Raw genomic sequence first — 24,947 nt, 5'->3', positions numbered from 1 at the left:
GACGATTATACCCGATCAAAGGACATTTCATGCTTGTAGCTACCGCACTATTGATTATCGGCCTGGTCCTGCTGGTATATGGTGCAGATCGTCTGGTGTTCAGCGCGGCTATCCTGTGCCGCGCAATTGGCGTTCCTCCGCTGATTATCGGCATGACCGTGGTCAGCATAGGCACCTCGCTGCCTGAACTGATCGTCTCTTTCTCCGCTTCCCTGCACGGCCAGATGGATTTAGCGGTTGGCACGGCGGTCGGCTCCAATATCACCAATATTCTGCTGATCCTCGGCGGCGCGGCGCTGCTGCATCCCTTAAGGCTGTATTCCAGGCTGCTGGCGCGCGAGCTGCCGTTGATGCTGCTGATTACATTAATCAGCGGCCTGCTGCTGTTTGATAATATGCTAAGCCGCAATGACGGCCTGATCCTGATTGCCTTTGCGGCAGGCTACCTGTTGTTTATTATCAACATTGCCCGCAAAGCGGAGCGTGGCGATACGGATTCGCTGACGCGCGAACAGCTTGCCGAACTGCCGCGTGACGATACAGGCAACACGGTGGCGTTTCTCTGGCTGGGCGTGGCGCTGATTATTTTACCGATGTCGACCCGTATGGTTATCGACAACGCAACGGTTATCGCCAATTTTTTTGGCGTCAGCCAACTGGTGATCGGCCTGACGGTGATCGCTGTCGGCACCAGCCTGCCGGAGCTGGCTACGGTGATTGCCGGCGCGCTGAAAGGCGAAGATGATATCGCCATCGGCAATCTGATCGGCTCTAACATCTACAATATTGCCATTGTACTTGGCATTCCGGCGCTGCTGCATCCGGGCGCGGTGGATATGCATGCTTTTGCCCGCGACTACTGGATCATGCTGGGCGTCAGCGCGCTGTTTACGCTTATCTGCCTGCGCCGTAGCCGCTGTATCGGCAGAGTGGCGGGCGCGCTGCTGCTGACAGGCTTTGTTGCCTGGGTCGCGTTACTCTACTGGCTTCCTTCGGCCACCTTTTGGTAAAAGGATTAGAACCTATGTCACCTGTTACTCTACGGCCCGACTTTGATTTTCAGCAGGCGGGGAAAGATGTTCTGACGATTGAACGTCAGGGACTGGAACAGCTCGATCGGTACATTAACGAAGACTTTACCGAAGCCTGTAAGCAAATTTACAACTGCCACGGCAAAGTGGTGGTGATGGGCATGGGGAAATCGGGCCACATCGGCAAAAAGATGGCGGCCACCTTCGCCAGCACCGGCACCCCGGCGTTTTTCGTGCATCCGGCAGAGGCCAGCCACGGCGATCTTGGCATGGTCAGCTCGGGCGATATTGTTATCGCCATTTCCAACTCCGGCGAATCCTCCGAGATCCTGGCGCTGATCCCGGTGCTGAAGCGGCTGCGCGTCTCGCTTATCTGTATGACCGGCCGTCCCGACAGCGCGATGGGCCGCGCGGCAGATATCCATCTCTGTGTTAAAGTACCGCAGGAAGCCTGTCCGCTGGGGCTGGCGCCGACCACCAGCACCACGGCAACGCTGGTGATGGGCGACGCGCTGGCGGTAGCGCTGCTGAAGGCGCGCGGCTTTACGGCTGAGGATTTCGCCCTCTCCCATCCGGGTGGCGCACTGGGCCGCAAGCTGCTGCTGACCGTTGACGATATTATGCATAGCGGCGATGAAATTCCTCGCGTCGGCCGTGACGCCTCGCTGCGTGACGCCCTGCTGGAAATCACCCGTAAGAATTTAGGTATGACGGTAATCTGTGACGATTTGATGAAGATCGAAGGGATTTTCACCGATGGCGATCTGCGACGCGTCTTTGATATGGGCATTGATATTCAACATGCCAGTATCGCCAGCGTTATGACCTCGGGCGGCGTACGAGTGCGGCCCCATACGCTGGCGGTCGATGCCCTGAATCTGATGCAGAGCCGTAATATTACCGTTTTAATGGTAGCCGACGGCGATCGGCTGCTTGGCGTAGTGCATATGCACGACATGCTGCGTGCCGGCGTGGTTTAACAAGGAATAAAAAATGGCTGGCGCAAGCTGGATAAGTACCTGTTATGGCGACGTGAGCGAGACCGTGATGGCCCGCGCGCGTGAAATTAAGCTGTTGATTTGTGACGTAGATGGCGTGATGTCCGACGGTGTGATTTACCAGGGCAATAACGGCGAGGAGCTAAAAGCCTTCAACGTGCGGGACGGCTACGGCATTCGCTGCCTGCTGACCTCGGACGTGGAAGTCGCTATTATCACCGGTCGCAAGGCAAAGCTGCTGGAAGATCGCTGCGCCACGCTGGGCATTACGCATCTTTACCAGGGCCAGTCGGATAAGCTTTTGGCCTTCCGCGAACTTCTGGATAAACTGTCGCTGATGCCGGAGCAGGTCGCCTACATTGGCGATGACCTGATTGACTGGCCGGTAATGGCGGAAGTCGGCCTGAGCGTGACCGTAGCCGATGCGCATCCCGTGCTGCTTCCTCGTGCCGACTACGTTACCCGCCTCGCGGGCGGACGCGGCGCCGTACGTGAAATTTGCGATCTGATCCTAATCGCGCAGGATAAGTTTGATAAGGCCAAAGGGCAGTCTGTATGAGTAAAACAAGGCGTTGGATTACGCTCCTGCTGGCGCTGGTAGCGATCGTGCTGATTGGCTGGAACCTGGCCGATACGGATAAGCCTGCGCCCGCGGCCAGCAACGCGCTGGAGCCGACCTATACGAGCCAGTCGTCCAATACGGTGGTGTATAACCCGGAAGGTGGACTGAGCTACAAGCTGGTGTCCGAGAAAGTAACCTACTTTTCCGCCGACGCGGTAAGCTGGTTCGATAATCCGGTCATGACCACCTATGACGAAAACAAAGTGCCCACCTGGTCGGTACGGGCAGACAAGGCCAAACTAACCAATGACCGTATGCTCTATCTTTACGGCCACGTCGAGGTCAACAGTCTGGCCCAGGACGCCCAGCTACAACGAATTAAAACCGATAACGCCGTAGTGAACCTTGTCACGCAGGACGTTACCTCAGAAGATCGGGTAACCTTATACGGCAACAGCTTCAGCTCTAGCGGCATGAAGATGCGTGGCAATTTACGGAAGAAAACCGCCGAGTTGATTGAAAAGGTCAAAACCTCCTATGAAATTCAGAATGCGAACCAACCTTAAGTTTTTGACGCTCGGCCTGCTGCTGACTGCCAGCCTGCCCGCTCTTGCCCTGACGGGCGATTCGGATAAGCCGGTCAACGTGGACTCCGAAAATCAGGCGCTGGATATGCAGGGCAACGTGGCGACCTTTACCGGCAACGTCATCGTGACCCAAGGCTCGATCAAAATCACCGCGGATAAGGTTGTGGTCACGCGTCCGAACGGCGACAGCAACAAAACCATCGTGGATGCCTGGGGCAATCTGGCGACGTTTTATCAGATGCAGGACAACGGCAAGCCCGTTAAAGGCCATGCGCAGAAAATGCACTACGAGCTGGCGAAGGACTTCGTCGAGCTGACGGGCAGCGCTTATCTGGAGCAGCTGGACAGCAACGTCAAAGGCGATCGCATCACCTATCTGGTGAAAGAGCAGAAAATGCAGGCCTATGGCAATACCGGCAAGCGCGTCACTACCGTGCTGGTGCCTTCGCAGCTGCAGGATAAAAACGCCTCCTCCCCCAAGAAGAGTAACTAAGCCATGGCGACTTTAATTGCGCAAAATCTGGCGAAGGCCTACAAAGGCCGACGCGTGGTGGAAGATGTCAGCCTGGAGGTAAAATCCGGTGAGATCGTCGGCCTGCTGGGCCCGAACGGCGCCGGTAAGACCACCACGTTTTATATGGTGGTGGGCATTGTGCCGCGCGACGCGGGCCGCATCGTTATCGACGATGAAGATATCAGTATTCTGCCGCTGCACGCGCGCGCGCGTCGGGGCATCGGCTATCTGCCGCAGGAAGCCTCTATTTTCCGCCGCCTGAGCGTGTACGACAACCTGATGGCGGTGCTGCAAATCCGTGAAGATTTAACGGCGGAACAGCGAACCGATCGCGCCAACGAGCTGATGGAAGAGTTCCATATCGCGCACCTGCGCGACAGCATGGGTCAGGCGCTTTCCGGCGGTGAACGCCGTCGCGTAGAGATCGCCCGCGCGCTGGCGGCGAACCCTAAATTCATCCTGCTGGATGAGCCTTTCGCAGGCGTCGATCCGATTTCGGTTATCGATATCAAAAAGATTATCGAACACCTGCGCGACAGCGGCCTGGGCGTGCTTATCACCGATCACAACGTCCGTGAAACGCTGGCCGTCTGCGAACGAGCCTATATCGTCAGTCAGGGACACCTGATCGCTCACGGCTCGCCTGAGCAAATCCTCCAGGATGAACAAGTTAAGCGCGTCTATTTGGGCGAAGAGTTCAGACTCTGATAAGGTGTTCAGACCGGTCAAGATTTTTAAGGAATAAGTATCCTGAATATGAAGCAAGGTTTGCAGCTCAGGCTTAGCCAACAGCTTGCCATGACGCCACAACTGCAGCAGGCGATACGTCTGCTGCAACTCTCTACGCTTGAACTCCAGCAGGAAATTCAGCTGGCGCTGGAAAGCAACCCGCTGCTTGAACAAACCGATCTTCACGAAGAAGTCGACAGCCGCGAATATCAGGAAAAAGAGGCGCTGGATACCCGCGAGGCGCTGGAACAAAAAGATATGCCGGAAGAGCTGCCGCTCGACGCCACCTGGGACGAAATCTACACCGCCGGCACGCCGTCGGGCACCGGCACCGACTACCACGACGACGAGCTGCCTGTTTATCAGGGCGAAACCACCCAGTCGTTGCAGGACTACCTGATGTGGCAGGTAGAGCTGACGCCTTTTACCGATACCGATCGCGCCATCGCCACCGCCATTGTCGACGCCGTGGATCCGACCGGCTATCTGACCGTTTCTCTTCAGGAGATCCAGGAGAGTATCGGCAACGAAGAGCTTTCTGCGGAAGAAGTCGAAGCGGTACTGAAGCGCGTTCAGCGGTTCGATCCGATCGGCGTCTGCGCACGCGATCTGCGCGACTGCCTGCTGGTGCAGCTGTCGCAGTTCGTGGATGACACGCCCTGGCTGAAAGAGGCCAGGCTTATTGTCAGCGACCATCTGGATCTGCTGGCTAACCACGACTTCCGCAGCCTGATGCGCGTCACGCGGCTGAAAGAGGACGTGCTGAAAAACGCCATGCAGCTGATCCAGTCACTTGACCCGCGTCCCGGTCAGTCGATTAATACCAGCGAACCGGAATATGTCATCCCGGACGTGCTGGTGCGTAAAATCGGCGCCCGCTGGGTGGTGGAACTGAATGCCGACAGCGTGCCGCGCCTGAAGATTAACCAGCACTATGCTTCGCTGGGCGGCAGCTCTCGCAGCGACAGCGACAGCCAGTTTATTCGCAGCAATTTGCAGGAAGCCCGCTGGCTGATAAAAAGTCTGGAGAGCCGCAACGATACGCTACTGAAGGTCACGCGCTGCATCGTCGACCAGCAGCAGGCTTTCTTCGAGCAGGGTGAAGAATTTATGCGTCCTATGGTGCTGGCGGATATCGCCTCCGCCGTAGAGATGCACGAATCGACGATTTCACGCGTTACCACGCAAAAATACCTGCACAGCCCACGCGGTATTTTTGAACTGAAATATTTCTTCTCCAGTCACGTGAACACCGAAAGCGGCGGCGAAGCCTCTTCCACGGCCATTCGCGCGCTGGTGAAGAAATTGATCTCGGCGGAGAATCCCGCCAAGCCTCTTAGCGACAGCAAGCTGACCACCCTGCTCTCCGACCAGGGGATCATCGTGGCCCGCCGCACCGTCGCGAAGTACCGAGAGTCTTTATCCATCCCGCCCTCAAATCAGCGCAAGCAGCTGGTCTGAACGAACAGATAAGGAAGAGCTTATGCAACTCAATATTACCGGGCAGAATGTTGAAATTACCGAGCCTTTACGTGAATTCGTGGTGGCTAAATTCGCCAAGCTGGAGCAATACACTGACCGTATCGGGCAGGTTTATATTGTGCTGAAGGTGGAAAAGGTGACGCAGGTCGCCGATGCGACGCTGCACGTCAGCGGTGGTGAGTTGCACGCCACCTCGGAAGAAAAAGATATGTATGCGGCGATTGACGGCCTGATTGACAAGCTGACACGCCAGCTGAATAAACATAAAGACAAGCTGAAGCAGCATTAATTACCCTTGCAGCATTGATTATTTTTTCGCCACCCTTATCTGATAAGAATGTGGTGTAAACTAACCGGCTCGTCTTCTGATTGCAGAAGGCGGGCCGTTAATCAACGGGCATAATGCATTCGACTGATGGCCTGCCGAACGATCGGGCAGCGCCGTTTTGCCAGGCGGAAGTGAATACCTAAGTGAACCTATGATGAACAATGACCTGACACTGGAACTGAGCTCGGTCCTGAGCCTTTCCTGTACCCGCAACGGCGTGCACTGCCAGAGCAAAAAGCGGGCGCTGGAGATTATCAGCGAGCTGGCGGCCAAACAGCTTAATCTGCCGCATCAGACGATCTTTGAAGCGATCCTGACGCGTGAACGTATGGGCAGTACCGGCATAGGTAACGGCATCGCGATCCCACACGGCAAGCTGGTGGAAGATACGCTGCGCGCGGTAGGCGTGTTTATCCGTCTCGATCAGCCGGTAGCCTTCGACGCTATCGATAATCAACCGGTCGATCTGCTTTTCGCCCTGCTGGTGCCTGCCGATCAGTGTAAAACGCATCTGCACACGCTCTCGCTGGTCGCAAAACGTCTGGCCGATAAAACGGTCTGCCGCCGACTGCGCGCTGCGCAAAGCGATGAAGAGCTGTTTGCTATCATGGCAGAGGAACCACAAGCCGCCTCTTAAGCCTTTAGTGGGCCGGTCTGTCGGCCCGAGCGTATGCACAGGGAAGTTCCCCGTCCCTTTGGAAAGGCTTCAAATCAGGAGAATAAGTCATGGTGCTGATGATCGTCAGCGGGCGTTCTGGTTCCGGTAAGTCCGTCGCGTTGAGGGCGCTGGAGGATATGGGCTTCTACTGCGTGGATAATCTGCCCGTGGTGCTGCTGCCGGAGCTGGCCAGGTCACTGGCGGATCGTAACATCTCGGCGGCCGTCAGTATCGACGTGCGCAATATGCCAGAGTCGCCGGAAATCTTTGAGAAAGCGCTGACCGGCCTGCCCGACAGCTTTTCGCCGCAGCTGCTGTTCCTGGATGCCGATCGCAATACGCTGATCCGGCGCTACAGCGATACCCGACGCCTGCATCCGCTTTCCAGTAAAAATCTTTCGCTGGAAAGCGCCATCGATGAAGAGAGCGATCTGCTGGAGCCGCTGCGCTCGCGTGCGGATCTGATCGTCGATACCTCGGAGATGTCGGTGCACGAGCTGGCCGAAATGCTGCGCACGCGCCTGTTAGGCAAGCGGGAACGTGAACTGACGATGGTGTTTGAATCCTTCGGCTTCAAGCACGGTATTCCGATCGATGCCGATTACGTGTTCGACGTCCGCTTTCTGCCGAACCCGCACTGGGATCCGAAACTGCGGCCGATGACGGGGCTGGATCGTCCGGTGGCCGCTTTCCTGGATCGTCATACCGAAGTGCACAATTTTATCTATCAGACGCGCAGCTATCTTGAACTCTGGCTACCGATGCTGGAAACCAACAACCGCAGCTATCTTACCGTGGCGATTGGCTGTACCGGCGGCAAGCATCGCTCGGTTTATATTGCCGAACAGCTTGCTGACTATTTCCGCTCGCGCGGCAAGAACGTGCAGTCCCGTCATCGTACTCTGGAAAAGCGCAAATCATGACCGTCAAACAAGTGGTTGAGATCAAAAACAAGCTGGGTATGCACGCCAGACCGGCGATGAAGCTGTTTGAACTGGTGCAAAGCTTTGATGCCGAGGTGCTGCTGCGCAACGAGAGCGGCACGGAAGCGGAAGCCAGCAGCGTTATTGCACTGCTGATGCTGGATTCGGCGAAAGGCGGACAGATTGAGATTGAAGCCAGCGGGCCGGAAGAAGAAAAAGCGCTGGCGGCGGTGATCGAACTCTTTAACGCTGGCTTCGACGAGGATTAATCAGCCGCTCAGACGCGCTCAGCGCCCCAGAGCGCGGTTCTTGACCCTCAAGCGTACCGTTCCTCTCGGCGGCGCTTATTACGCCCCTGAGCGCTGTCCTTGCTCGTGATGCTCTGCACACACTTATGCACCTCTAAGCACGGTGCTTTCTCCACAGCGTACCTTTTCCTCTTGGCATGGCTTATTACTCCCCTGAGCGCTGTCCTTGCTCGTGATGCTCTGCACACACTTATGCGCCCCTGAGCATGGTTATTTCTTTCAGGCTACCTTTCTGTCAGCGTAGCTTATGCGCGTTCAGAAAACCTTCTCCGCCCAGCTGGCGCATCTGGCGTAAGATCCACTGCTGCCGCTGGCGCACATAGGCCGACGGCGCGTCGGCGCGAAAACGGATCGGGTTCGGCAACACGGCCGCCAGCAATGCCGCTTCCGCCATTGTCAGGCGACTGGCGGGCTTATGAAAATAGCGTTGCGATGCCGCTTCCACGCCAAATACGCCCTCGCCGAACTCCGCTACGTTCAGATAGACCGTCAAAATGCGCCGTTTTGTCCACACGGTTTCGATCGCAACCGTCAGGCCCGCTTCCAGTCCCTTACGTATCCAGCTGCGCCCGTCCCATAAAAAAACGTTCTTTGCGGTCTGCTGCGATAGCGTAGAAGCGCCGCGCATGCGGGTCTCTTCACCATCCAGCACCGACTGGATCGCCTGTACGTCAAATCCCCAGTGGTCGGGAAATTTTTGATCCTCTGAGGCGATAACCGCCAGCGGCATCCAGGGAGAGATATTTTTCATCTCTACCCAGTCTGAATGCGCGACATAACGGAAATCGCCGCTCAGCCAGGCGCCAATCTGCCTTTCTGCCATCACGGCAGAGAAAGGGACGGGCAAAAAAGAAAAAAGTAGGATCCCGGCGATCGCGATCCCGGCCAGGCCGATCGTCACTCGTAACGCCCAGGTTTTTAGCCGCTGTCCGCTGGTTTTTTTGCGCTGCTTCATTAACATTTATCCATAATGATCTTATGAATTCCTGTAACAGGAACCCGTTCGTACAATGTAAAAAAGCGATGCGGGGCGCAACGCATTTGACTTAATGTAAACGTTTGCATGCGCTTACAACTTGAAGCACTTTGTAAATGTATTAAGTGCTTCAATCACTTCCGCGCATTAGGAATCGGTTCCATGCCGTAAACGAACCTGTAGCGATGAAGAAACAATCAACGCGGTCCGTCCGCGCAATGCCAGCCAATTCATTCATGAACCTTATAAATTGCGTGAGTTAGCTTTTGCTAATTTTATCTTAAAGGCCCCTCAGAATGGCTGTGGGCCCAGGTTATGCTTTTCGGTTGGTGAGCGAAAATTGCGCCTTAAGTTAAAAGGATTACGATAAAAACATGTTTATCAATCGTTAATTCCTTCCAATATCACTTTCCATTTTGTTGTACCGTGCGGTTTCACAAGAGAGACACCAATCTCACAAAAAGAACATGTTTTACATGGAGTTAAATATTTGCCAGGCGAGGTGAAATTCTTTTAGCATCACTGCTAGCGATCAATGGAACCGGTTACCTGAATACGTCAATCAAAACCGGACAAAAACTGGCACAATTGTACAATTTTTGCGCAAGATCGCGAATAAATTCATTCCGTGCTTGACTGTATCATCAAATTAATGTTTTCTGTCTGGAAACGCTGCTCCACATCACACATTTTAATGAATCTTGTAACATGTGATGGGAGTTTTGCTAAGGTAGTTCCTGAGCGTTTTACCCAATACCGCGCCTGCGCTTCGATACTCTTACTTTAAGAACAGCGTAGGCCTCAAGTTTCCCTGGTGTTGGCGCAGTATTCGCGCACCCCGGCCTCGGTCGGGGTCATTTTTTTTGGGCCTTTGATACCCATTCCCGCAGTACCGCAACGTCGTTACGCCACTCGTGTTTCAGCTCGTCAATCCACTCCTGCACATTGTCCCACCACGCCGGTAGCTCAGGGCTTTGGATCTGTTTCGCCAGCTGCTGTAAATGGACCAGACCAACCGATCCCGCCGCGCCCTTGATCTTGTGCCCTTCTTCCGCAATGCCTTTTTGATCGCGCGCGGTCATGTTCAAATCCAATACTTCCAGATAACCTGGCATCATCTTTTCAAACATTTCCAGACTCTGCACAATCAGCTGCGGCCCAACCAGCTCGATATACTGCTCCAGCATGGTGATATCCAGCAGCACGGGCGCGTCAGAGTGAGAAGCTTCCGCCGGCTCGTCCTCCTGCTCCTGGTAGTCCCAGTACTTCTGGATAATGGCGGTCAGCGCCGGTACCGCCAGCGGTTTACTCAGCACGTCGTCCATGCCCGCGTCCAGATACTCTTTTTTATCTTTAAGCACGTTAGCGGTGAGCGCCACCAGCGGCGGCAGCTGTTGATGGCCGTAGCGCCGATGGATTTCCCTCGCCACGTCAAGGCCGGTCATATCCGGCAGCTGAATATCCAGCAGCACCAGGTCAAACTCTTCGGGATCGAACATCGTCAGCGCTTCTGCGCCCGTCATGGCCACTTCAACGCTGTTGCCCAGCTTCTCCAGTACCGAACGCGCTACGACCACGTTCAGCTCGATATCCTCAACCAGCAGGACGTGCAGCGCCGGTAGCGGCATATCGTCCGCAGGCTGCTCGGCCTCATGCTGCGTCACGACGCGCGGCGCATTAACCGTCAGCGTAAAGCAGGAGCCCTTACCGGGCGCGCTGCGCACGCTGATATCTCCGCCCATGCTCTGCGCCAGACGACGCGAAACCGCCAGCCCAATGCCGGTGCCGGTCGCCGGTTTGCCGCCATGCTGATCTTTCACCTGATAATACATGGCGAAGATTTTGTCCTGCTCATCCTGCGGGATCCCCATGCCGGAATCTTCCACCTCAAAGCGCAGACAATCCTCGCCCTGATAGGCCACCCGCACGATAATGCTGCCCTGCTGGGTAAATTTCACTGCGTTACCGATCAGGTTCCACAGGATCTGACGCAGCCGCGTGCCGTCGGTGATAATTTTATGCGGCAGCGGCGGATGGGCGTCGAGCACGAACTTCAGTCCTTTCGGCTGGGCCAGCAGGCCGGAGAGATTCTCCAGATCCGCCAGGAAGCCGGTAAAATCAACCGGCTGGTTATCCAGCTGCACCTTGCGGCGCTCGATCTTATCCATTTCGATAACGTCATTGAAAATATTGCCCAGCGTGATGGCCGAGACGTGGATGGTTTTCAGGTATTTCAACTGCTCCGGATTCAGCTCGGTATCCAGCAGGATACGGCTCAGACCGACGATGCCGTTAAGCGGCGTACGAAGCTCGTGGCTGATCGTAGAGATAAAGGTGGTCTTTTCCCTGCTCGCGTTCTCTAAAGCGTCCTGATAGCGTTTACGCTCGGTTATATCGCGTCCAAAGCCCATCAGCCCGCTGCGTTTACCTACGCGGTCGTAATAAGGCACTTTACGGATCTCAAAGCAGGCCTTGCGGCCATCGGGATACTGCAGCCACTGCTCGTAGGTCAGCGAAACGTTGTGGCGAAAAACCTTCTCGTCCGTTTCCAGCACTTTGGTGGCGGCATCACGATCGTAGACATCGTGCGGCGTCAGGCCAATAAGCTGCTTCTCGCTTTTGCCCGTCAGCAGCTCCATGGCCCGGTTGCAGCCGGAAAACTGCTGATCGATATTGCGGTAGAACACCAGATCGGGCGAGGCGTCCAGAAACGAACGCAGGAAAGAAGACTGCTGCTCCAGCTCAATCTGCGCCTGCTCGCGCCTGGTCATCTCTTCCGTCAGTTTGTCCATCACCTGCAGGCGCGCTTTTTCCGCCTTGATACGATCGGCGATCTCCTGATTGAGCTGGGTAATGTTTTCCTTCATCTGCTGGTTTAGCTCCAGATCGCGATGGCGCATCTCTTCAAGCTTATCCACCAGGCGCGCCAGGCGCTGCCGCGACTCCTCCAGCTGCTCAACCACCACCGACAGGAAATAGACGGCCCATGGCGTTATCAACAACCCGAAAAAGACCGAGCGAACCATATCGATGCTTTCTACATGTCCGCGCAGCACCATCGTGACCGCCATCTGCACGATCATTGCCAACACCACCAGCGCAGAAGCCAGCAGCAAAGAAAAGCGCACCAGCCCCAGCTTCACCATTAAATCGACGTAGTACTGGGCTAACAGACGAATTTGTTTCATAAAAGGTCCCTTCGAGAGCAATACCGTCAATCATACCGCAAAAGCTTAAAAGACAAAGGTTACGGCCCCCTGCGCAGGCTGCACCACTGCGGTGCAGCCTGAAAGCAATGCCACGATTGACGTTCCGCGCGCCTGTCAAAAGACAGGTCAGTATCGTCTCCGGCCATCCGCTAAGCCTGCCGCCGTTTAGCGCTGGGGAAGCATGACCGTCTGGCGAACACCGCCGCTGTTTTGCGCTATTAAGCGTGACCGCGACCCGCGCGGCCGTTGACTTTGGTTACCAACAGACTTTGTAACAGCGGTACAGGGTATACGCGGTTGAGCACCATCGGTACGCGAAAAGTGATGTTTAACCTGTGCATAGTCCGTTTTGCCTTAAGTGCATTATCCGTTTTTGCAATTCATAGCGATAAGCGCCTGCCGCCGCGCTTTCGCCTGAAACGCAATGAATAAAAATTCACATTAAACGTGGATGCAATCAAAACCAGCCTGATTAATTTTACTAATGATGCACGGGGGTTTAATTCAAATAAGCCTCCCCGTTAAAAACAGCCGCTTTCAATGATTAAGGCTACTTTATTAGCATTTTCTGCTGGCAATACCCCCAGCACCAGCATGGTGCAGAGATTTGCGCCCTGCACTACAGTGAGACAGTTCACACTTCCTGGGGGGTAAATGACGAAACTATACACAGAAAAAATCGGTATAAAATATATAAAAACAATAACTTACCTAAAAGACACCTCCACAAAGCCCCCCTAAGCGCGCTATTTGACCTGAGTACGCTTTCCCGATAAGTTGGAATTTCGCTGGAAGCGTTCCTGACGGGCCAGTGTCTCGGCATATCTATGCAGCAAGAAGACTCCCCAGGCTTTCTCCTCTCAGAGACCCGGAAAATAACGAGCAGCTCCCTTCAGCATGGCCTGAAGAGAACATGCCCGGCGCACAGTCGCCCACTTAAAAGCAGTCAGGAAAAAAACGATACAGAGCCAGGGGAGTCTTCTCCATTGCATTCTGTGCCTGAAATAACGTAGGTAATGTCAAAGAAGTCAGGAGGTCTGCCATGTCCAATCCAAAAGCGTTTCCCTATGGTCTGTATGACCCATCGAAAGAAAACGACAGCTGCGGCGTCGGTTTCATTACCCGTAAGGACGGCGAGCAGACCCATGAAATTCTTCAGATGGCGCACAGCGCGCTCTGCACCGTGCCGCATCGCGGCGGCATGTCTGCCGAGGGCGTAGGCGACGGCGCAGGTGTTAACGTTGATATTTCACTGCACTTTTTCCGCAAAATTACCGGCATGCCGCTCAATTCCGGTCGCTTTGGCGTCGGTAACTTTTTCGTGCCGAAAGACGATGCGCTGCGCGCCAACGCCGAAGGGCTGGTAGAAGAGACGCTGGCCGCACACGGGCTGGAGGTGATCCTTAAGCGCGAGCTGCCGCTGGATACCAGCGTATTGCGTCCGGCCGCCCTTCAGTTCCAGCTGCCTATCGTTCAGTGGATTTTTAACGCGCCTGCCGATGTGGCAGACCAGACCGCCTTTGAAAAACGTATTTATCGCGCCCTGCTGGCTATCGAAGCGCGCGCCTTTACCGAAAGCGAATTCGGCGGGCTTTACCCACTTTCTCTTTCGTCACGTACCCAGGTGTTCAAAGCGCGCCTGAACTCCAATGAAGTGATCCCCTATTTCAAAGATCTGACCGATCCGGATCACCAGGTGCGCGGCCTGTTTTTCCATACCCGTTTCTCGACCAATACCGATCCGCATACCACAATGGCTCAGCCGTTCCGCCTGATGGCGCACAACGGCGAGCTGAACACAGATCGTAAAAACCGCATCGCCGAAGCCGCGCTGGCGCTGGCTCGCGGCAAGAAGATCGTCCGGCCGAAGGGGCAGTCCGACAGCTCGCGTCTGGATCAAAGCATCCACAGCCGTCTGATGGAAGATAACCTCGATTTAATCAACGCCGTGGTTTCAATGATGCCGCCCGCGTGGGAAAACGACGATACGCTGTCGCCGGAAGTGCGCGCTATGCTGGAGTATTTCTCGCTGTACGAAGAGAAAAACGATGGCCCGGCCGCGCTGATTTTCGGCAACGGCGACGTCATCGGCGCGCGTCTGGATCGTCTTGGCCTGCGACCGCTGCGCTCGGTGGAAACCGCCGAGTATATCGGCGCGATGTCCGAAGCCGGCCAGATCGCCTTCCCGCCGGAGAGCGTGCTGCGTCGCGGCCGTATCGAAGCGGGCGGGATGCTCTATTACGATCACAGCGAAAAGCGCAGCTACACCACCCTGGAGGCGCTGGAAAAACTGGCGGCGGAAAAAGATTATCCGACGCTGCTGGCGCAGGCGCGCGTAACGCTGAGCGATCTGCCTGTGGTGCCGGCGGAAATTCAGGGTTCGCCTTTGCGCTACAGCGGCGACCTGAAAACCTATCAGCGCTTTGTGGCCTACTACTACAACCAGGAAAGCTTCAAGTTCATGATGGATCCGATGCTGGCGACCGGCGCGGAGAAAATTTCCGCCATGGGCTACGGCAACGCCATCAACGGGCTTTCCGATCATGAAGGCGGCATGGCGCACTACTTCTCGCAGCGTTTTGCGCAGGTAACCAACCCGCCGCTGGACTCCATCCGCGAAGTGGACGGCATGACGCTGCGCGTCGCGCTGGGCGCCAAGCCGCATCTGGGCCGCAGCAAAGGCCGGCAGATTATCGTGCCGACGCCGATCCTGACGCATCTGGATATGTTGCAGCTGCGCGAGCAGGACGTGGCGCCATACGCCCGTTTCGATATGCTTTATCGTCCGGTCGTGGGCAGCGATGCGCAAAGCCGTGCCGATAACGCCGCCGCGCTGGAGCAGGCCATTGACGATCTGGCGCAGCAGGTGGTGGATTTTGCCCGCGAACAGGGCGGGATCGCGGTGCTGACCGACCGTCATATCTCGAGCGAGCGCGCCGCCATACCGATGCTGCTGGTGGTTTCCGCCATTAACCAGCGTCTGGTGCAGGAAGGCCTGCGTCTGGACGTGTCGCTGGTGGTCGAGAGCGGACAGAGCATCTCTTCGCACCATATCGCCGCCGCGCTGGGCTTTGGCGCGTCCGCTATCTATCCACTTGGCGTGCAAATGCGCGCCGAGGAGAAATATGGCGAAGGCGAAGAAGGCAACAAAGCCTTTAAGCGCTATGCCAAAGCGGCTGAAAAAGCGCTGATGAAAACCATGGGCAAGGTTGGCCTCTGTACGGTTGAAAGCTACAGCTGCGGCGAATTCTTCGAGCCTAACTTCCTGGATACGGAAGATCGGGTGCTGAAGAAATATTTCCCGAATATCAAAACGCCGGTCGGCGGCGCGGGCTTCGCCACTATCGCGCAAATGGCCGTGGACTGGCACCAGAGCGCGCTGAGAATTCAGGGCGAATCAGAAGTGCCACTGCTGGGCCTGTTTAAAGAGCGTGCCGAAGGCGCGGGTCACTCTTACGGCACTATCGCGGTGCGGACGTTTATCGATATGACGGAGCAGCCGCTGCGCTTTGTCGACAAACCGCGTGAAGAAGATGAGTTTATTCGTCTGCTGACGCTGGCCCGTCTGGATAACGCTTTTAATATCAAGCCGGACTCCTTCGCCGACAGCAGCTTTAAGCGTATCCCGAATGCGACCATCGACAGCTTTACCATCACGCAGGACTACCGTGAGTTCTCCAGCCAGATGCAGGAAGAGCGTAAACGTCGTCCGGCGGCGCTGCGCGATATCCTGACCTTCCCGGCGGATCTGACCCACGTGGACAGCGAAGCGGAGTTTTCGCGCAAGCTGGGCCGTTACTCGCTGATCAACAACGGGTTTGCCGTGCGCGGCCTGCTGTGCGAAGCCACCGACGGCAGCGAAGGCCGCTTTACGCTGCGGCTTTCCGACACTATTAAGGGGCTGAAAACCGAGGTGGAACGTCTTTCCGCCCTGCTGGGCGCGCTGAAAGGCCGTTTCGCCGACGAGATTGCCAGCGGTGAAGTCACGGCGAACGGTCTGCATATTATTGCCAGCGGCAAAGCGGCGGACTATCTGTCGCGTATGTTTACCACGTCGCCTTCGCTGCCGTTAAGCGAAGTGCAGCCGGCCAGCGAAATCACCCGCACCTTCGCTTCCGGCGCAATGAGCCACGGCGCGCTGGTGGCCCCGGCCCATGAGGCGGTGGCGCACGGCACCAATATGGTCGGCGGCATGAGCAACTGCGGCGAAGGCGGCGAGCACTATTCGCGTCACGGCACTATCCGCGCTTCGCGCATCAAGCAGCTGGCCTCCGGTCGTTTCGGCGTTTGGGCAGCCTATTTGGCGGATCCGATGCTGGAAGAGCTGGAAATCAAAATCGGCCAGGGCGCCAAGCCCGGCGAAGGCGGTCAGCTGCCTGCGGCCAAAGTCACCGTGGAGATCGCGGCAGCGCGCGGCGGTACGCCTGGCGTGGAGCTGGTTTCGCCGCCGCCACACCATGACACCTATTCCATCGAGGATTTGGCGCAGCTGATCCACGACTGTAAAGCGGCGCGCGTGCGCGTTATCGTCAAGCTGGTGTCGTCTGAAGGCATCGGCACCATCGCCGTCGGCGTGGCGAAAGCGGGCGCGGACGTGATTAACGTGGCGGGCAACACCGGCGGCACCGGCGCGGCTTCGGTCACCAGCCTGAAATATACCGGCCGCGTGGCGGAAATCGGCATCGCGGAAGTGCATCAGGCGCTGTGCGCCAACGGCCTGCGTGACAAAGTGCTGCTCCGCAGCTCCGGCGCGCAGCAAACCGGCAGCGACGTGGTGAAATCCGCGCTGTTGGGCAGCGACAGCTTCGAATTCGGCACCACGGCGCTGATGATGCTGAAGTGCGTAATGGCGAAAAACTGCAACGTGAAATGCCCGGCCGGTCTGACCACCAACGCCGAAGCCTTTGACGGCGATCCTCGCCAGCTGGCGCAGTATTTTATGAACGTGGCGCATGAAGTGCGTGAGATCCTGGCGCGTCTTGGCCTGCGTTCGCTGCGCGAAGCGCGCGGCCGTTCCGATTTGCTACACCTGATGGATCACCCGCTTGAAGTCGGCAAGCTGGATCTGCGCGCCATGCTTACCGTGGTGCCGGAAATCAAAATCATGCAGCCGGTCTATCTGGAAAAAGATTACGAGCTGGACGATGGCTGGATCGCACAGGTAGAGCGCGCGCTGGCAACGGCAAGCGTTATCGAACTGGGCAACGGCGTCACGCTGAACAACCGTAACAAGAGCGTCGGCGGCCAGCTGGCTATCGATATCGAACGCCTGCTGAACCATAATCTGAGCAAAGCGGAACTGGCGGCGATGCCTGCCGCGCTGGCCGACGATCGGGGCCGCCACTATCTGGCGCCGGAAACGGTGAAGATCGCCACGTCCGGCTCGGCCGGGCAGTCCTACGGCGTCTTCTGCAACGACGGCATGCAGCTGCGCCATCGCGGCACCTGTAACGACGGCGTGGGCAAAGGCCAGTGCGGCGGCGAAATCGTGGTGATGTCGCCAGGCGGCGGCTCGCAGGATGCGGAAGGCAACGTATTAATCGGTAACTTCGCGCTGTTCGGCGCCACCGGCGGCCGACTGTTCGTTCAGGGACAGGCGGGCGACCGCTTCGCCGTGCGTAACTCCGGCGCCACGGCGGTAGTCGAAGGCGTGGGCGATTTCTGCTGCGAATATATGACCAACGGCGCGGTGCTGAACCTGGGCACCTTCGGCACCGGCTTCGGCAACGGCATGAGCGGCGGCTTCGCTTATCAGTACGACCCGTACCGCAAGCTGGCGAGCCATGCGGCAGGCGACTCCGTGCTGTTCGGCTCGATCGCGGATAACGACGAGATGGCCAGAACCCACAAAGATGCGGTGCTGACCATGCTGCGCTGGCATCTTGCGGCGACCGGTTCGCCGCGTGCGGCCTGGCTGCTGGCGCACTGGGAAACCGAGTGCCAGCACTTTGTCTACGTGATGCCGCGTTCGCTGCTGCTTTATCAGGACAGCAAGGAAATCCTCAAGGCGAAAGCGCGTAAGGATCTGCTGGAAGAGCTGTCTACCGCGATGGCCGCCCACCAGGTGGCGAAGTTTAAAGCCGCCTGGCGGAACAAATCCGCTATCGCCAACGGCGCGGTGCCCGCTTACGGCGCGACCGATACGCCGGAGATGTTTGTCCTGCTGAACAACTACACCGTGCTCAGCTTTGCGCAACAGCTCGCGCTTTCACGCCTGCCGAAAGGCACCTCGGTGAATAACGTCGCCGTGGAAAAAGCGGTACGCAACCTGCTGATGACGGAAGATTTCGCGCTGGTCAGCAAGCTACAGCGTCATGCGCGCTCGGCAATTGAAAACTACAGCGATGACGAGCTGGCCTGTCTGATTGCCGCCAAACGCATGGCGGATTACAAAGCGGCGCTGACGCAGCGCAATATCCGCTCGATGGATAGCCTGGCGACCTATGGCTGGATTATCTATCAGGATGCGCGCAACCGCGAAGTGTTGGGAGGACTGCCGGACTTTGAGGAGCTGTTCGCCCGCGCCGCGCTGCCGGAGATTGCTGCTGCCGTCGGGAAACTCTCCTGACGACCGGCTCCTGTTTATATGACGGATCGAGTAAAGAAAACAGATGAAAATTCCTTACATTCCTGAAGACGCGCCGTTTAACGGCGAGCAGAAATACTGGCTGGCGGGTTTCCTTGCCGGATTACATTCACGTCTGCTGGTGCTGGAAGAGCGCCCGCAGGCCGACAGCGGCACCGGCGCGGCGGCCACCACGCAGCTGCATATTCTGTTCGGCTCGCAAACCGGCAATGCGGAAGCGCTGGCGCAGAGCGCGGCGAAAGCCGCCCGCGACAGCGGGCTGGTGCCGGTGGTACAGGCGCTGGGCGAAGTGGACATTGAGATTTTCGCCTCGATGCGGCACGTGCTGGTGATCACCTCAACCTATGGCGAAGGCGAAATGCCGGATAACGCCCAGCTGTTCTGGCAGGCTATCTCCGCCAGCACCGCGCCGCGTCTTGAGCAGATGAACTTCGCCGTGCTGGCTATTGGCGATACCGGTTATGACGGCTTCTGCCAGGCGGGTAAATTTATCGATATGCGCCTGGAGCAGCTGGGCGCGAAGCGTCTTTACGATCGCATTGACTGCGATATTGACTATGAAGAGCCTTCGCACCAGTGGCTGACCGCCTCTATGCCGCAGTTTGCCGCCAGCGCGGGCAGCAGCGGCAAAGCGCTGGAAAACCGTCCCGAAGCGCCGGTTATTCCGGGCAGCAACAAGCAGAATCCTTATGCGGCCGCGCTGGTTACCAACCGACGCCTGTCGGGGCCGGATTCTGATAAAGATATCCGCCACTATGAGTTCGATCTCACCGATAGCGGCCTGAAATATGAAGCGGGCGATGCGCTGGGCGTTATCCCGGTTAACGACCCGACGCTGGTTAGCCTGCTGCTGGCACAGCTGAAGGCGGACTACGATACGCCGGTATCCGGCTATGACCGCAGCCTGGGCGATCTGCTGACCTATCAGTTTGAAATTTCCGAACCTTCACGCAAGCTGATTGAGTGGGTAGGCCAGAACACCACCAACCAGGAGCTGCGTCACGTGCTGCAGCATGACGATAAAGATGCCATGGGCGTCTGGCTGTGGGGCAAAGATTCGCTGGATCTGCTGCAGCTGGAGCTGGCGCGTTCCATCGGCATTCCTGAGTTTGTGGCGCTGCTGCGTCCGTTGCAGCATCGCGCCTATTCCATCTCGTCCAGCTCGAAGGCGCATCCAAACCAGGTGCATCTCACTATCGCTTCGGTGCGCTATCACAGCGCGGGTCGCGCGCGCAGTGGCGTCTGTTCCACCTATCTGGCGGAACGCGTGGGTCGGGGCGAAAAACCGTCGATCTTTATTTCGCCTAACAAAGCTTTTCGCGTTCCCGCAGACGGCAATACGCCGCTGATTATGGTTGGCCCCGGCACCGGCATCGCGCCCTTCCGCGCCTTTTTGCAGGAGCGTGAGGCAACCGGCGCTAAAGGTAAAAACTGGCTGTTCTTTGGCGACCAGCGCCTTGAGCATGACTTTATCTATCGCGACGAGCTGCTGAACTGGCAGGAAAAAGGCGTGTTGAACCGTCTGGATCTGGCCTTCTCGCGCGATCAGGCGAAAAAAATCTACGTGCAGAACCGTATGATGGAACAGGGCGCGGAGCTGTATGCGTGGCTACAGGAAGGCGCCTGTTTTTACGTCTGCGGCGATGCGTCACGAATGGCCAAAGATGTGGATAAAGCGCTGTACGAGGTTATTGCCCAGTTCGGCGGCCTGTCGGCAGAGCGCGCGGCGGACTATATCGATCAGCTGAAGAAAGAGAAACGCTACCTGCGCGACGTCTATTGATCTTCACGGCTGGCTGGGCAGCCGCTCAGCCAGCCGTTTCTTTTTGCTCTTCCGTAAGATATCTCACCACGACAGCGGGATTACCTGCTGCAACCGCGTAGTCCGGGACGCTGGTTCTTACCACGCTGCCCGCGCCAATCACCGCATGTCGCCCCACCGTGACGCCAGGCAGAATAATGGCATTCATGCCGATCCAGCTGTGTTCCTTGATCAGTACCGGCCTGACGGGCGTTCTCGCGGCCTCGTCGTCCGTCCCGCGAGCAAGCAGCGGATGACCGCTGCTGTCCATCAGCGTGACGCCTGGCCCAAAGGTTACATGATCCTCAACCGTCACGTTCTGCCAGGCGATAATGGCGGTTCCCTGCAGCACGCAGCCGGCACCGATAATAATTTTCCCCGCCTCAAAGCCGTTACGCTTCACCAGCGTCAGCTTAACCCGCCCGCAGTGAAAGGCTACCCGGTCCAGCGACTCCAGATAAGCGCCCTCGCCCAGCGAAATGCAGCGGGAAAAATCCGCCAGATCGATATAGTCTTTGTGGTACGTTTTATCTTTTACCCAGGTGAGCGTAATATCAGGCTCGCCAGAGAAACTCACCCCTTTAGCTACCGAAGAACAGTGTTTAAAAGCGGTCGATTCAGGCGTGATAGAGATATTTTCGTATAAAGGCATCGTTTTCTTCCCGGTTTTGATCGGCATAGTGGCGGATAACTTTATTTAGCGAAAACTTGCTTTCGCCCAGATCGCAGCCATAAAAAGCGGTCTGCCAGAGCTGATATTTCTGATGAATTTTCTTGCCGGCAATTTCCGATTCGTTTTTATGGTCCGCAATCTGTTTTTGATGCGGGCAGTGTACCGAACATATTTCCCGGTCAACGATAAATCGGTTATTTTGTAAAAACAGCCGCACGCCTAAATCCACATCTTCACCGCCCCAACCGTTAAAATCCTCATCAAACAGCCCGGCTTTTATCAGCGCCTGGCGCTCCGCCGAGACGTGGCACGTCCAGAAAATATCAAAGGGCGCGGGCCAGGAAGAAATATTATAGCCCAGCTCGTTATACTGCTGTTGTCGAATATCTTCTGCCTTCATCTCTTTAAAAAAGTTTACGGAAGCGCCGACATCCTCTGCACGAATAAAAGCATCCAGATCGGCCAGCATGGCGTCCGGCATTTCAAAACCGTAGACGTAGCCGATGCAGACGCCCGGCGTGCGGCTTTTCCGATGAATGCCGAGGTGCTTTTCCAGCGCGTCCTGCCGCAGCAGCACGCCGGAATCAATCAGCACGATATAGTCGCCTTCCGCCGCCGTAATACCGATGTTCCGCGCCTTTCCCGCGCGAAAACCGTTGTCGTACTGCCAGTAATAGCGAATATTCAGGCAGTCCTGATAGTCCTGACAAAGCTGACCGGTATTATCGCTACCGCCGTCATCCACGACGATAACTTCAAAAAAACGTTTATCCAGCGTTTGCCGCGTCAGCGCCTGTAGCGTTTTATTCAGCAATGCTTCTCGGTTATAGGTGGGTATAACTACGCTTACGGCTATTTCCATTCGCTGTATTCCTTAGCGCGCCACAAATCACCTGACAGTGAGTCAGTCAGAAAACATAAACAATAATTAACCTTTCCGTCTATTTCAATAATGTTAATTAAAGGAAATAATATTTATTGCTGTTTTTTGATAATGATCAATTGAATAATAAAAGTAATAACGCATAAGGAACACAGAAAAGAGTAATTAAGGAAACTACTGTAATTTATTTTCTGAATAATCGTTTCTCAACAAGATAAAAAAAGAGAATATTTTCAGAAAATGCTGGAGCGAAATTTAATTTATTGTTGATTACCAGACATAAAAAAACCGGCCCTGTTCGGGGGCCGGTTTCGCTGTTACGTCTACTTCACCACGCGCAGCGCCGGGCGTCCGCCACGCGGCGGCGGCTCGTCATTGCCGTCATCATCCTGACCACTGTCGTCAGGGCGATCGCCGTCAATAACCGACATCACCGTTTCCGGTGACTCATCCTGCGCCGTAGCCGGGTTATATTCGCCCGCCTCTTCGTAGGCCGGTTCAGGCTCGAACATCGTGCCCGCGCCGTTTTCACGCGCGTAGATAGCCATTACGGCCGCCAGCGGCACCGAAACCTGACGCGGGACGCCGCCAAAGCGCGCGTTAAACGTCACCTCGTCGTTACCCAGCTCCAGATTGCCTACGGCACGAGGCGCAATGTTCAGCACGATTTGACCGTCGCGTGCATACTCCAGCGGCACCAGCACGCCGGGGAGGTTGATATCCACCACCAGATGAGGCGTCAGCTGGTTGTCCAGCAGCCACTCGTAAAAGGCTCGCAGCAGATAGGGACGACGTGCGGTAAGTTGCGACATTTCCATATCAGCCCCGCGTATGCAGGCGCATTTCCCGTTCTGCTTCCGTCAGAGAAGCCAGGAAGGAATCACGTTCGAACACGCGCGTCATATAGCCCTTCAGCTCTTTCGAGCCGGCGCCGATCAGCTCGATGCCCATCTGCGGCAGACGCCACAGCAGCGGCGCCAGGTAGCAGTCTACCAGGCTGAATTCTTCGCTCATAAAGAAAGGCGTACGAGAGAACAGCGGCGCAATCGCCAGCAGCTCTTCGCGCAGCTGTTTGCGCGCGGCTTCCGCTTCCTGCGCCGTGCCGTTTTCCACTTTACGCATCAGGCTGTACCAGTCCTGCTCGACGCGATGCATCATCAGGCGGCTTTCGCCACGTGCGACCGGGTAGACAGGCATCAGCGGCGGATGCGGGAAACGCTCATCAAGGTATTCCATGATGATGCGGGATTCATACAGCGTCAGTTCACGATCGACTAACGTAGGAACGGTACGGTACGGATTGAGGTCAATCAGATCCTGGGGCAGGCTATCCATTTCTACCTGCTCGATCTCTACGCTGACACCCTTCTCCGCCAGCACAATACGCACCTGATGGCTAAAAATGTCAGTCGGACCAGAAAACAGCGTCATTACCGAACGTTTGTTGGCAGCGACAGCCATGTAAACCTCCAAGTTTATCCAGAAAATTACTGCGCAAGCCCGCCACACGGCGACCAGACGGCTAAATTGCCCCGGCTAACCCGGACGACGCTTCGTCTGTGCAGCCGCCCGGCTAATAGGCACAAAGTGTCACTCAGTTTACCAGATTTTAGCCAGCTTGTGGGGCAGGAATACGGATTTGACGGGAAAATGACAGAGCCCGTCGCGTTTTTACGAGCCAGGCCGAAAATCAGGCAAGAAAAAACCCGGTGCAGGCACCGGGTTTTTCGATAATCGATTCTGCAAGCGCAGAATAAATTAACGCTTGGAGAACTGTGGACGACGACGTGCTTTACGCAGACCGACTTTCTTACGTTCAACCTGACGGGCATCACGGGTAACGAAGCCTGCTTTACGCAGTTCGCCACGCAGTGACTCGTCATATTCCATCAGCGCGCGGGTGATACCGTGACGGATCGCACCAGCCTGACCAGAAATACCACCACCTTTAACGGTGACGTACAGATCGAATTTACCGACCAGGTCCAGCAGTTCCAGCGGCTGGCGAACTACCATGCGGGCAGTTTCGCGACCGAAGTACTGTTCCAGAGAACGCTGGTTGATAACGATGTTACCACTGCCCGGCTTGATAAATACGCGAGCGGTAGAGCTTTTGCGGCGACCAGTGCCGTAGTTTTGATTCTCAGCCATTGCCTGTAATCCCGATTAAATGTCAAGAACTTGCGGTTGCTGTGCCGCATGGTTGTGCTCGTTGCCCGCGTAAACTTTCAGTTTACGGTACATAGCACGACCCAGCGGGCCCTTTGGCAGCATGCCTTTAACCGCGATTTCAATCACACGCTCAGGACGGCGAGCAATCATCTCTTCGAAGGTCGCTTGCTTGATACCACCGATGTGGCCAGTGTGATGATAGTAAATCTTATCGGTACGCTTGTTGCCGGTTACAGCAACTTTGTCAGCGTTCAGAACGATAATGTAATCACCGGTATCTACGTGCGGAGTATATTCCGCTTTATGCTTACCGCGCAGACGACGAGCCAGCTCAGTCGCTAAACGACCTAAAGTTTTGCCCGTTGCGTCAACAACATACCAGTCACGTTGGACGGATTCTGGTTTAGCTGTAAAAGTTTTCATCTAAAAGCTTACCCAAATTAAGTTACACGTTGGTGAAATCCCAAACGCTTGAATAAACGGTTGAGGCTCACACGACCATCTCGACCAGCAAGCCCACCCCTTCG

General features: G+C 56.2%; 21 protein-coding genes. 13 read left to right on the top strand and 8 right to left on the bottom strand.

Annotated elements, in window-relative coordinates; translation table 11 throughout:
- Positions 1 to 29: 29 nt before the first annotated feature.
- The 11 genes from QZH36_RS08080 to npr all read left to right on the top strand — a co-directional run bounded on the left by QZH36_RS08080 (position 30) and on the right by npr (position 8,081).
- Positions 30 to 1,010: a calcium/sodium antiporter gene (locus tag QZH36_RS08080; protein ID WP_301250723.1), complete on the top strand. Its 981-nt coding sequence runs from the start codon at positions 30 to 32 to the stop codon at positions 1,008 to 1,010.
- Between the two features lie 14 nt (positions 1,011 to 1,024).
- Positions 1,025 to 2,011: an arabinose-5-phosphate isomerase KdsD gene (kdsD, locus tag QZH36_RS08075; RefSeq protein WP_253457877.1), complete on the top strand. Its 987-nt coding sequence runs from the start codon at positions 1,025 to 1,027 to the stop codon at positions 2,009 to 2,011.
- 13 nt (positions 2,012 to 2,024) lie between these two features.
- The gene (gene kdsC / locus QZH36_RS08070) at positions 2,025 to 2,588 is read left to right on the top strand and encodes a 3-deoxy-manno-octulosonate-8-phosphatase KdsC (RefSeq protein ID WP_253457874.1); all 564 of its coding nucleotides are present in this window, start codon (positions 2,025 to 2,027) and stop codon (positions 2,586 to 2,588) included.
- The gene (lptC, locus tag QZH36_RS08065) at positions 2,585 to 3,157 is read left to right on the top strand and encodes an LPS export ABC transporter periplasmic protein LptC (RefSeq protein WP_253457871.1); all 573 of its coding nucleotides are present in this window, start codon (positions 2,585 to 2,587) and stop codon (positions 3,155 to 3,157) included. Before kdsC ends, lptC begins: the two co-directional genes overlap by 4 nt.
- The gene (lptA, locus tag QZH36_RS08060; RefSeq protein WP_301729950.1) at positions 3,129 to 3,671 is read left to right on the top strand and encodes a lipopolysaccharide ABC transporter substrate-binding protein LptA; all 543 of its coding nucleotides are present in this window, start codon (positions 3,129 to 3,131) and stop codon (positions 3,669 to 3,671) included. Before lptC ends, lptA begins: the two co-directional genes overlap by 29 nt.
- A gap of 3 nt (positions 3,672 to 3,674) precedes the next feature.
- On the top strand, positions 3,675 to 4,400 hold the full coding sequence (gene lptB, locus QZH36_RS08055; protein ID WP_253457868.1) for an LPS export ABC transporter ATP-binding protein: 726 nt from the start codon (positions 3,675 to 3,677) through the stop codon (positions 4,398 to 4,400).
- Positions 4,401 to 4,448: 48 nt separating this feature from the next.
- Complete coding sequence (rpoN, locus tag QZH36_RS08050; RefSeq protein WP_253457865.1) at positions 4,449 to 5,882, top strand: RNA polymerase factor sigma-54; 1,434 nt, start codon at positions 4,449 to 4,451, stop codon at positions 5,880 to 5,882.
- Positions 5,883 to 5,904: 22 nt separating this feature from the next.
- Positions 5,905 to 6,192 carry a ribosome hibernation promoting factor gene (hpf, locus tag QZH36_RS08045; RefSeq protein ID WP_125287085.1) on the top strand — a complete coding sequence of 96 codons (288 nt, stop codon included), beginning with the start codon at positions 5,905 to 5,907 and terminating at the stop codon, positions 6,190 to 6,192.
- A 193-nt stretch (positions 6,193 to 6,385) separates the two neighbouring features.
- Positions 6,386 to 6,868: a PTS IIA-like nitrogen regulatory protein PtsN gene (gene ptsN / locus QZH36_RS08040; RefSeq protein WP_199746329.1), complete on the top strand. Its 483-nt coding sequence runs from the start codon at positions 6,386 to 6,388 to the stop codon at positions 6,866 to 6,868.
- An 89-nt stretch (positions 6,869 to 6,957) separates the two neighbouring features.
- Positions 6,958 to 7,812 (top strand): RNase adapter RapZ, encoded by an 855-nt coding sequence (rapZ, locus tag QZH36_RS08035; protein WP_125287083.1) that lies wholly within the window; start codon positions 6,958 to 6,960, stop codon positions 7,810 to 7,812.
- Complete coding sequence (gene npr / locus QZH36_RS08030; protein ID WP_125287082.1) at positions 7,809 to 8,081, top strand: PTS phosphocarrier protein NPr; 273 nt, start codon at positions 7,809 to 7,811, stop codon at positions 8,079 to 8,081. The genes rapZ and npr overlap by 4 nt, the downstream gene beginning before the upstream one ends.
- 274 nt (positions 8,082 to 8,355) lie before the next feature.
- Here the strand turns inward: npr and mtgA are convergent, their stop codons facing one another.
- Both mtgA and arcB read right to left on the bottom strand, forming a co-directional pair.
- The gene (gene mtgA / locus QZH36_RS08025) at positions 8,356 to 9,075 is read right to left on the bottom strand and encodes a monofunctional biosynthetic peptidoglycan transglycosylase (RefSeq protein ID WP_301729949.1); all 720 of its coding nucleotides are present in this window, start codon (positions 9,073 to 9,075) and stop codon (positions 8,356 to 8,358) included.
- A gap of 875 nt (positions 9,076 to 9,950) precedes the next feature.
- Positions 9,951 to 12,284 (bottom strand): aerobic respiration two-component sensor histidine kinase ArcB, encoded by a 2,334-nt coding sequence (gene arcB / locus QZH36_RS08020; RefSeq protein WP_253457859.1) that lies wholly within the window; start codon positions 12,282 to 12,284, stop codon positions 9,951 to 9,953.
- A 1,063-nt stretch (positions 12,285 to 13,347) separates the two neighbouring features.
- On the opposite strand from arcB, the gene QZH36_RS08015 reads away from it, so the two are divergent.
- Positions 13,348 to 18,873, top strand: coding sequence for a glutamate synthase-related protein (locus tag QZH36_RS08015; RefSeq protein ID WP_301729948.1), 5,526 nt, complete (start codon positions 13,348 to 13,350; stop codon positions 18,871 to 18,873).
- A gap of 43 nt (positions 18,874 to 18,916) precedes the next feature.
- The gene (locus QZH36_RS08010; RefSeq protein ID WP_253457853.1) at positions 18,917 to 20,674 is read left to right on the top strand and encodes a sulfite reductase subunit alpha; all 1,758 of its coding nucleotides are present in this window, start codon (positions 18,917 to 18,919) and stop codon (positions 20,672 to 20,674) included.
- A gap of 25 nt (positions 20,675 to 20,699) precedes the next feature.
- Here the strand turns inward: QZH36_RS08010 and QZH36_RS08005 are convergent, their stop codons facing one another.
- From QZH36_RS08005 to rplM, 6 genes are all read right to left on the bottom strand, one after another.
- Positions 20,700 to 21,344, bottom strand: a complete 645-nt coding sequence (locus QZH36_RS08005) for an acyltransferase (RefSeq protein WP_301250729.1) — start codon at positions 21,342 to 21,344, stop codon at positions 20,700 to 20,702.
- On the bottom strand, positions 21,310 to 22,227 hold the full coding sequence (locus QZH36_RS08000) for a glycosyltransferase (protein ID WP_253457849.1): 918 nt from the start codon (positions 22,225 to 22,227) through the stop codon (positions 21,310 to 21,312). Before QZH36_RS08000 ends, QZH36_RS08005 begins: the two co-directional genes overlap by 35 nt.
- 344 nt (positions 22,228 to 22,571) lie before the next feature.
- The gene (gene sspB / locus QZH36_RS07995; protein WP_253457846.1) at positions 22,572 to 23,066 is read right to left on the bottom strand and encodes a ClpXP protease specificity-enhancing factor; all 495 of its coding nucleotides are present in this window, start codon (positions 23,064 to 23,066) and stop codon (positions 22,572 to 22,574) included.
- A 1-nt stretch (position 23,067) separates the two neighbouring features.
- Positions 23,068 to 23,709, bottom strand: a complete 642-nt coding sequence (sspA, locus tag QZH36_RS07990) for a stringent starvation protein SspA (protein ID WP_125287075.1) — start codon at positions 23,707 to 23,709, stop codon at positions 23,068 to 23,070.
- Positions 23,710 to 24,006: 297 nt separating this feature from the next.
- Positions 24,007 to 24,399 (bottom strand): 30S ribosomal protein S9, encoded by a 393-nt coding sequence (rpsI, locus tag QZH36_RS07985; RefSeq protein WP_125287074.1) that lies wholly within the window; start codon positions 24,397 to 24,399, stop codon positions 24,007 to 24,009.
- A 15-nt stretch (positions 24,400 to 24,414) separates the two neighbouring features.
- A complete protein-coding gene (gene rplM / locus QZH36_RS07980) occupies positions 24,415 to 24,843 on the bottom strand; it encodes a 50S ribosomal protein L13 (protein WP_125287073.1) in 429 nt (142 codons plus the stop codon).
- Positions 24,844 to 24,947: the final 104 nt, after the last annotated feature.

Source organism: Erwinia wuhanensis (assembly GCF_030484085.1).
GTDB lineage: Bacteria > Pseudomonadota > Gammaproteobacteria > Enterobacterales > Enterobacteriaceae > Erwinia > Erwinia aeris.
The sequence above is the reverse complement of the archived record's forward strand: the minus strand, read 5'-3'. Positions and strand labels throughout refer to the sequence as shown.

Excerpts from the sequence above, each read along its gene's own strand:
- sspB (WP_253457846.1), bottom strand. The coding sequence starts at position 23,066 with ATGGAAATGTCGCAACTTACCGCACGTCGTCCCTATCTGCTGCGAGCC.
- QZH36_RS08080 (WP_301250723.1), top strand. The coding sequence starts at position 30 with ATGCTTGTAGCTACCGCACTATTGATTATCGGCCTGGTCCTGCTGGTA.
- QZH36_RS08005 (WP_301250729.1), bottom strand. The coding sequence starts at position 21,344 with ATGCCTTTATACGAAAATATCTCTATCACGCCTGAATCGACCGCTTTT.
- lptC (WP_253457871.1), top strand. The coding sequence starts at position 2,585 with ATGAGTAAAACAAGGCGTTGGATTACGCTCCTGCTGGCGCTGGTAGCG.
- mtgA (WP_301729949.1), bottom strand. The coding sequence starts at position 9,075 with ATGAAGCAGCGCAAAAAAACCAGCGGACAGCGGCTAAAAACCTGGGCG.
- QZH36_RS08000 (WP_253457849.1), bottom strand. The coding sequence starts at position 22,227 with ATGGAAATAGCCGTAAGCGTAGTTATACCCACCTATAACCGAGAAGCA.
- npr (WP_125287082.1), top strand. The coding sequence starts at position 7,809 with ATGACCGTCAAACAAGTGGTTGAGATCAAAAACAAGCTGGGTATGCAC.
- lptB (WP_253457868.1), top strand. The coding sequence starts at position 3,675 with ATGGCGACTTTAATTGCGCAAAATCTGGCGAAGGCCTACAAAGGCCGA.
- ptsN (WP_199746329.1), top strand. The coding sequence starts at position 6,386 with ATGAACAATGACCTGACACTGGAACTGAGCTCGGTCCTGAGCCTTTCC.
- arcB (WP_253457859.1), bottom strand. The coding sequence starts at position 12,284 with ATGAAACAAATTCGTCTGTTAGCCCAGTACTACGTCGATTTAATGGTG.
- hpf (WP_125287085.1), top strand. The coding sequence starts at position 5,905 with ATGCAACTCAATATTACCGGGCAGAATGTTGAAATTACCGAGCCTTTA.
- kdsC (WP_253457874.1), top strand. The coding sequence starts at position 2,025 with ATGGCTGGCGCAAGCTGGATAAGTACCTGTTATGGCGACGTGAGCGAG.
- kdsD (WP_253457877.1), top strand. The coding sequence starts at position 1,025 with ATGTCACCTGTTACTCTACGGCCCGACTTTGATTTTCAGCAGGCGGGG.
- QZH36_RS08010 (WP_253457853.1), top strand. The coding sequence starts at position 18,917 with ATGAAAATTCCTTACATTCCTGAAGACGCGCCGTTTAACGGCGAGCAG.
- QZH36_RS08015 (WP_301729948.1), top strand. The coding sequence starts at position 13,348 with ATGTCCAATCCAAAAGCGTTTCCCTATGGTCTGTATGACCCATCGAAA.
- sspA (WP_125287075.1), bottom strand. The coding sequence starts at position 23,709 with ATGGCTGTCGCTGCCAACAAACGTTCGGTAATGACGCTGTTTTCTGGT.
- rplM (WP_125287073.1), bottom strand. The coding sequence starts at position 24,843 with ATGAAAACTTTTACAGCTAAACCAGAATCCGTCCAACGTGACTGGTAT.
- rapZ (WP_125287083.1), top strand. The coding sequence starts at position 6,958 with ATGGTGCTGATGATCGTCAGCGGGCGTTCTGGTTCCGGTAAGTCCGTC.
- rpoN (WP_253457865.1), top strand. The coding sequence starts at position 4,449 with ATGAAGCAAGGTTTGCAGCTCAGGCTTAGCCAACAGCTTGCCATGACG.
- lptA (WP_301729950.1), top strand. The coding sequence starts at position 3,129 with ATGAAATTCAGAATGCGAACCAACCTTAAGTTTTTGACGCTCGGCCTG.
- rpsI (WP_125287074.1), bottom strand. The coding sequence starts at position 24,399 with ATGGCTGAGAATCAAAACTACGGCACTGGTCGCCGCAAAAGCTCTACC.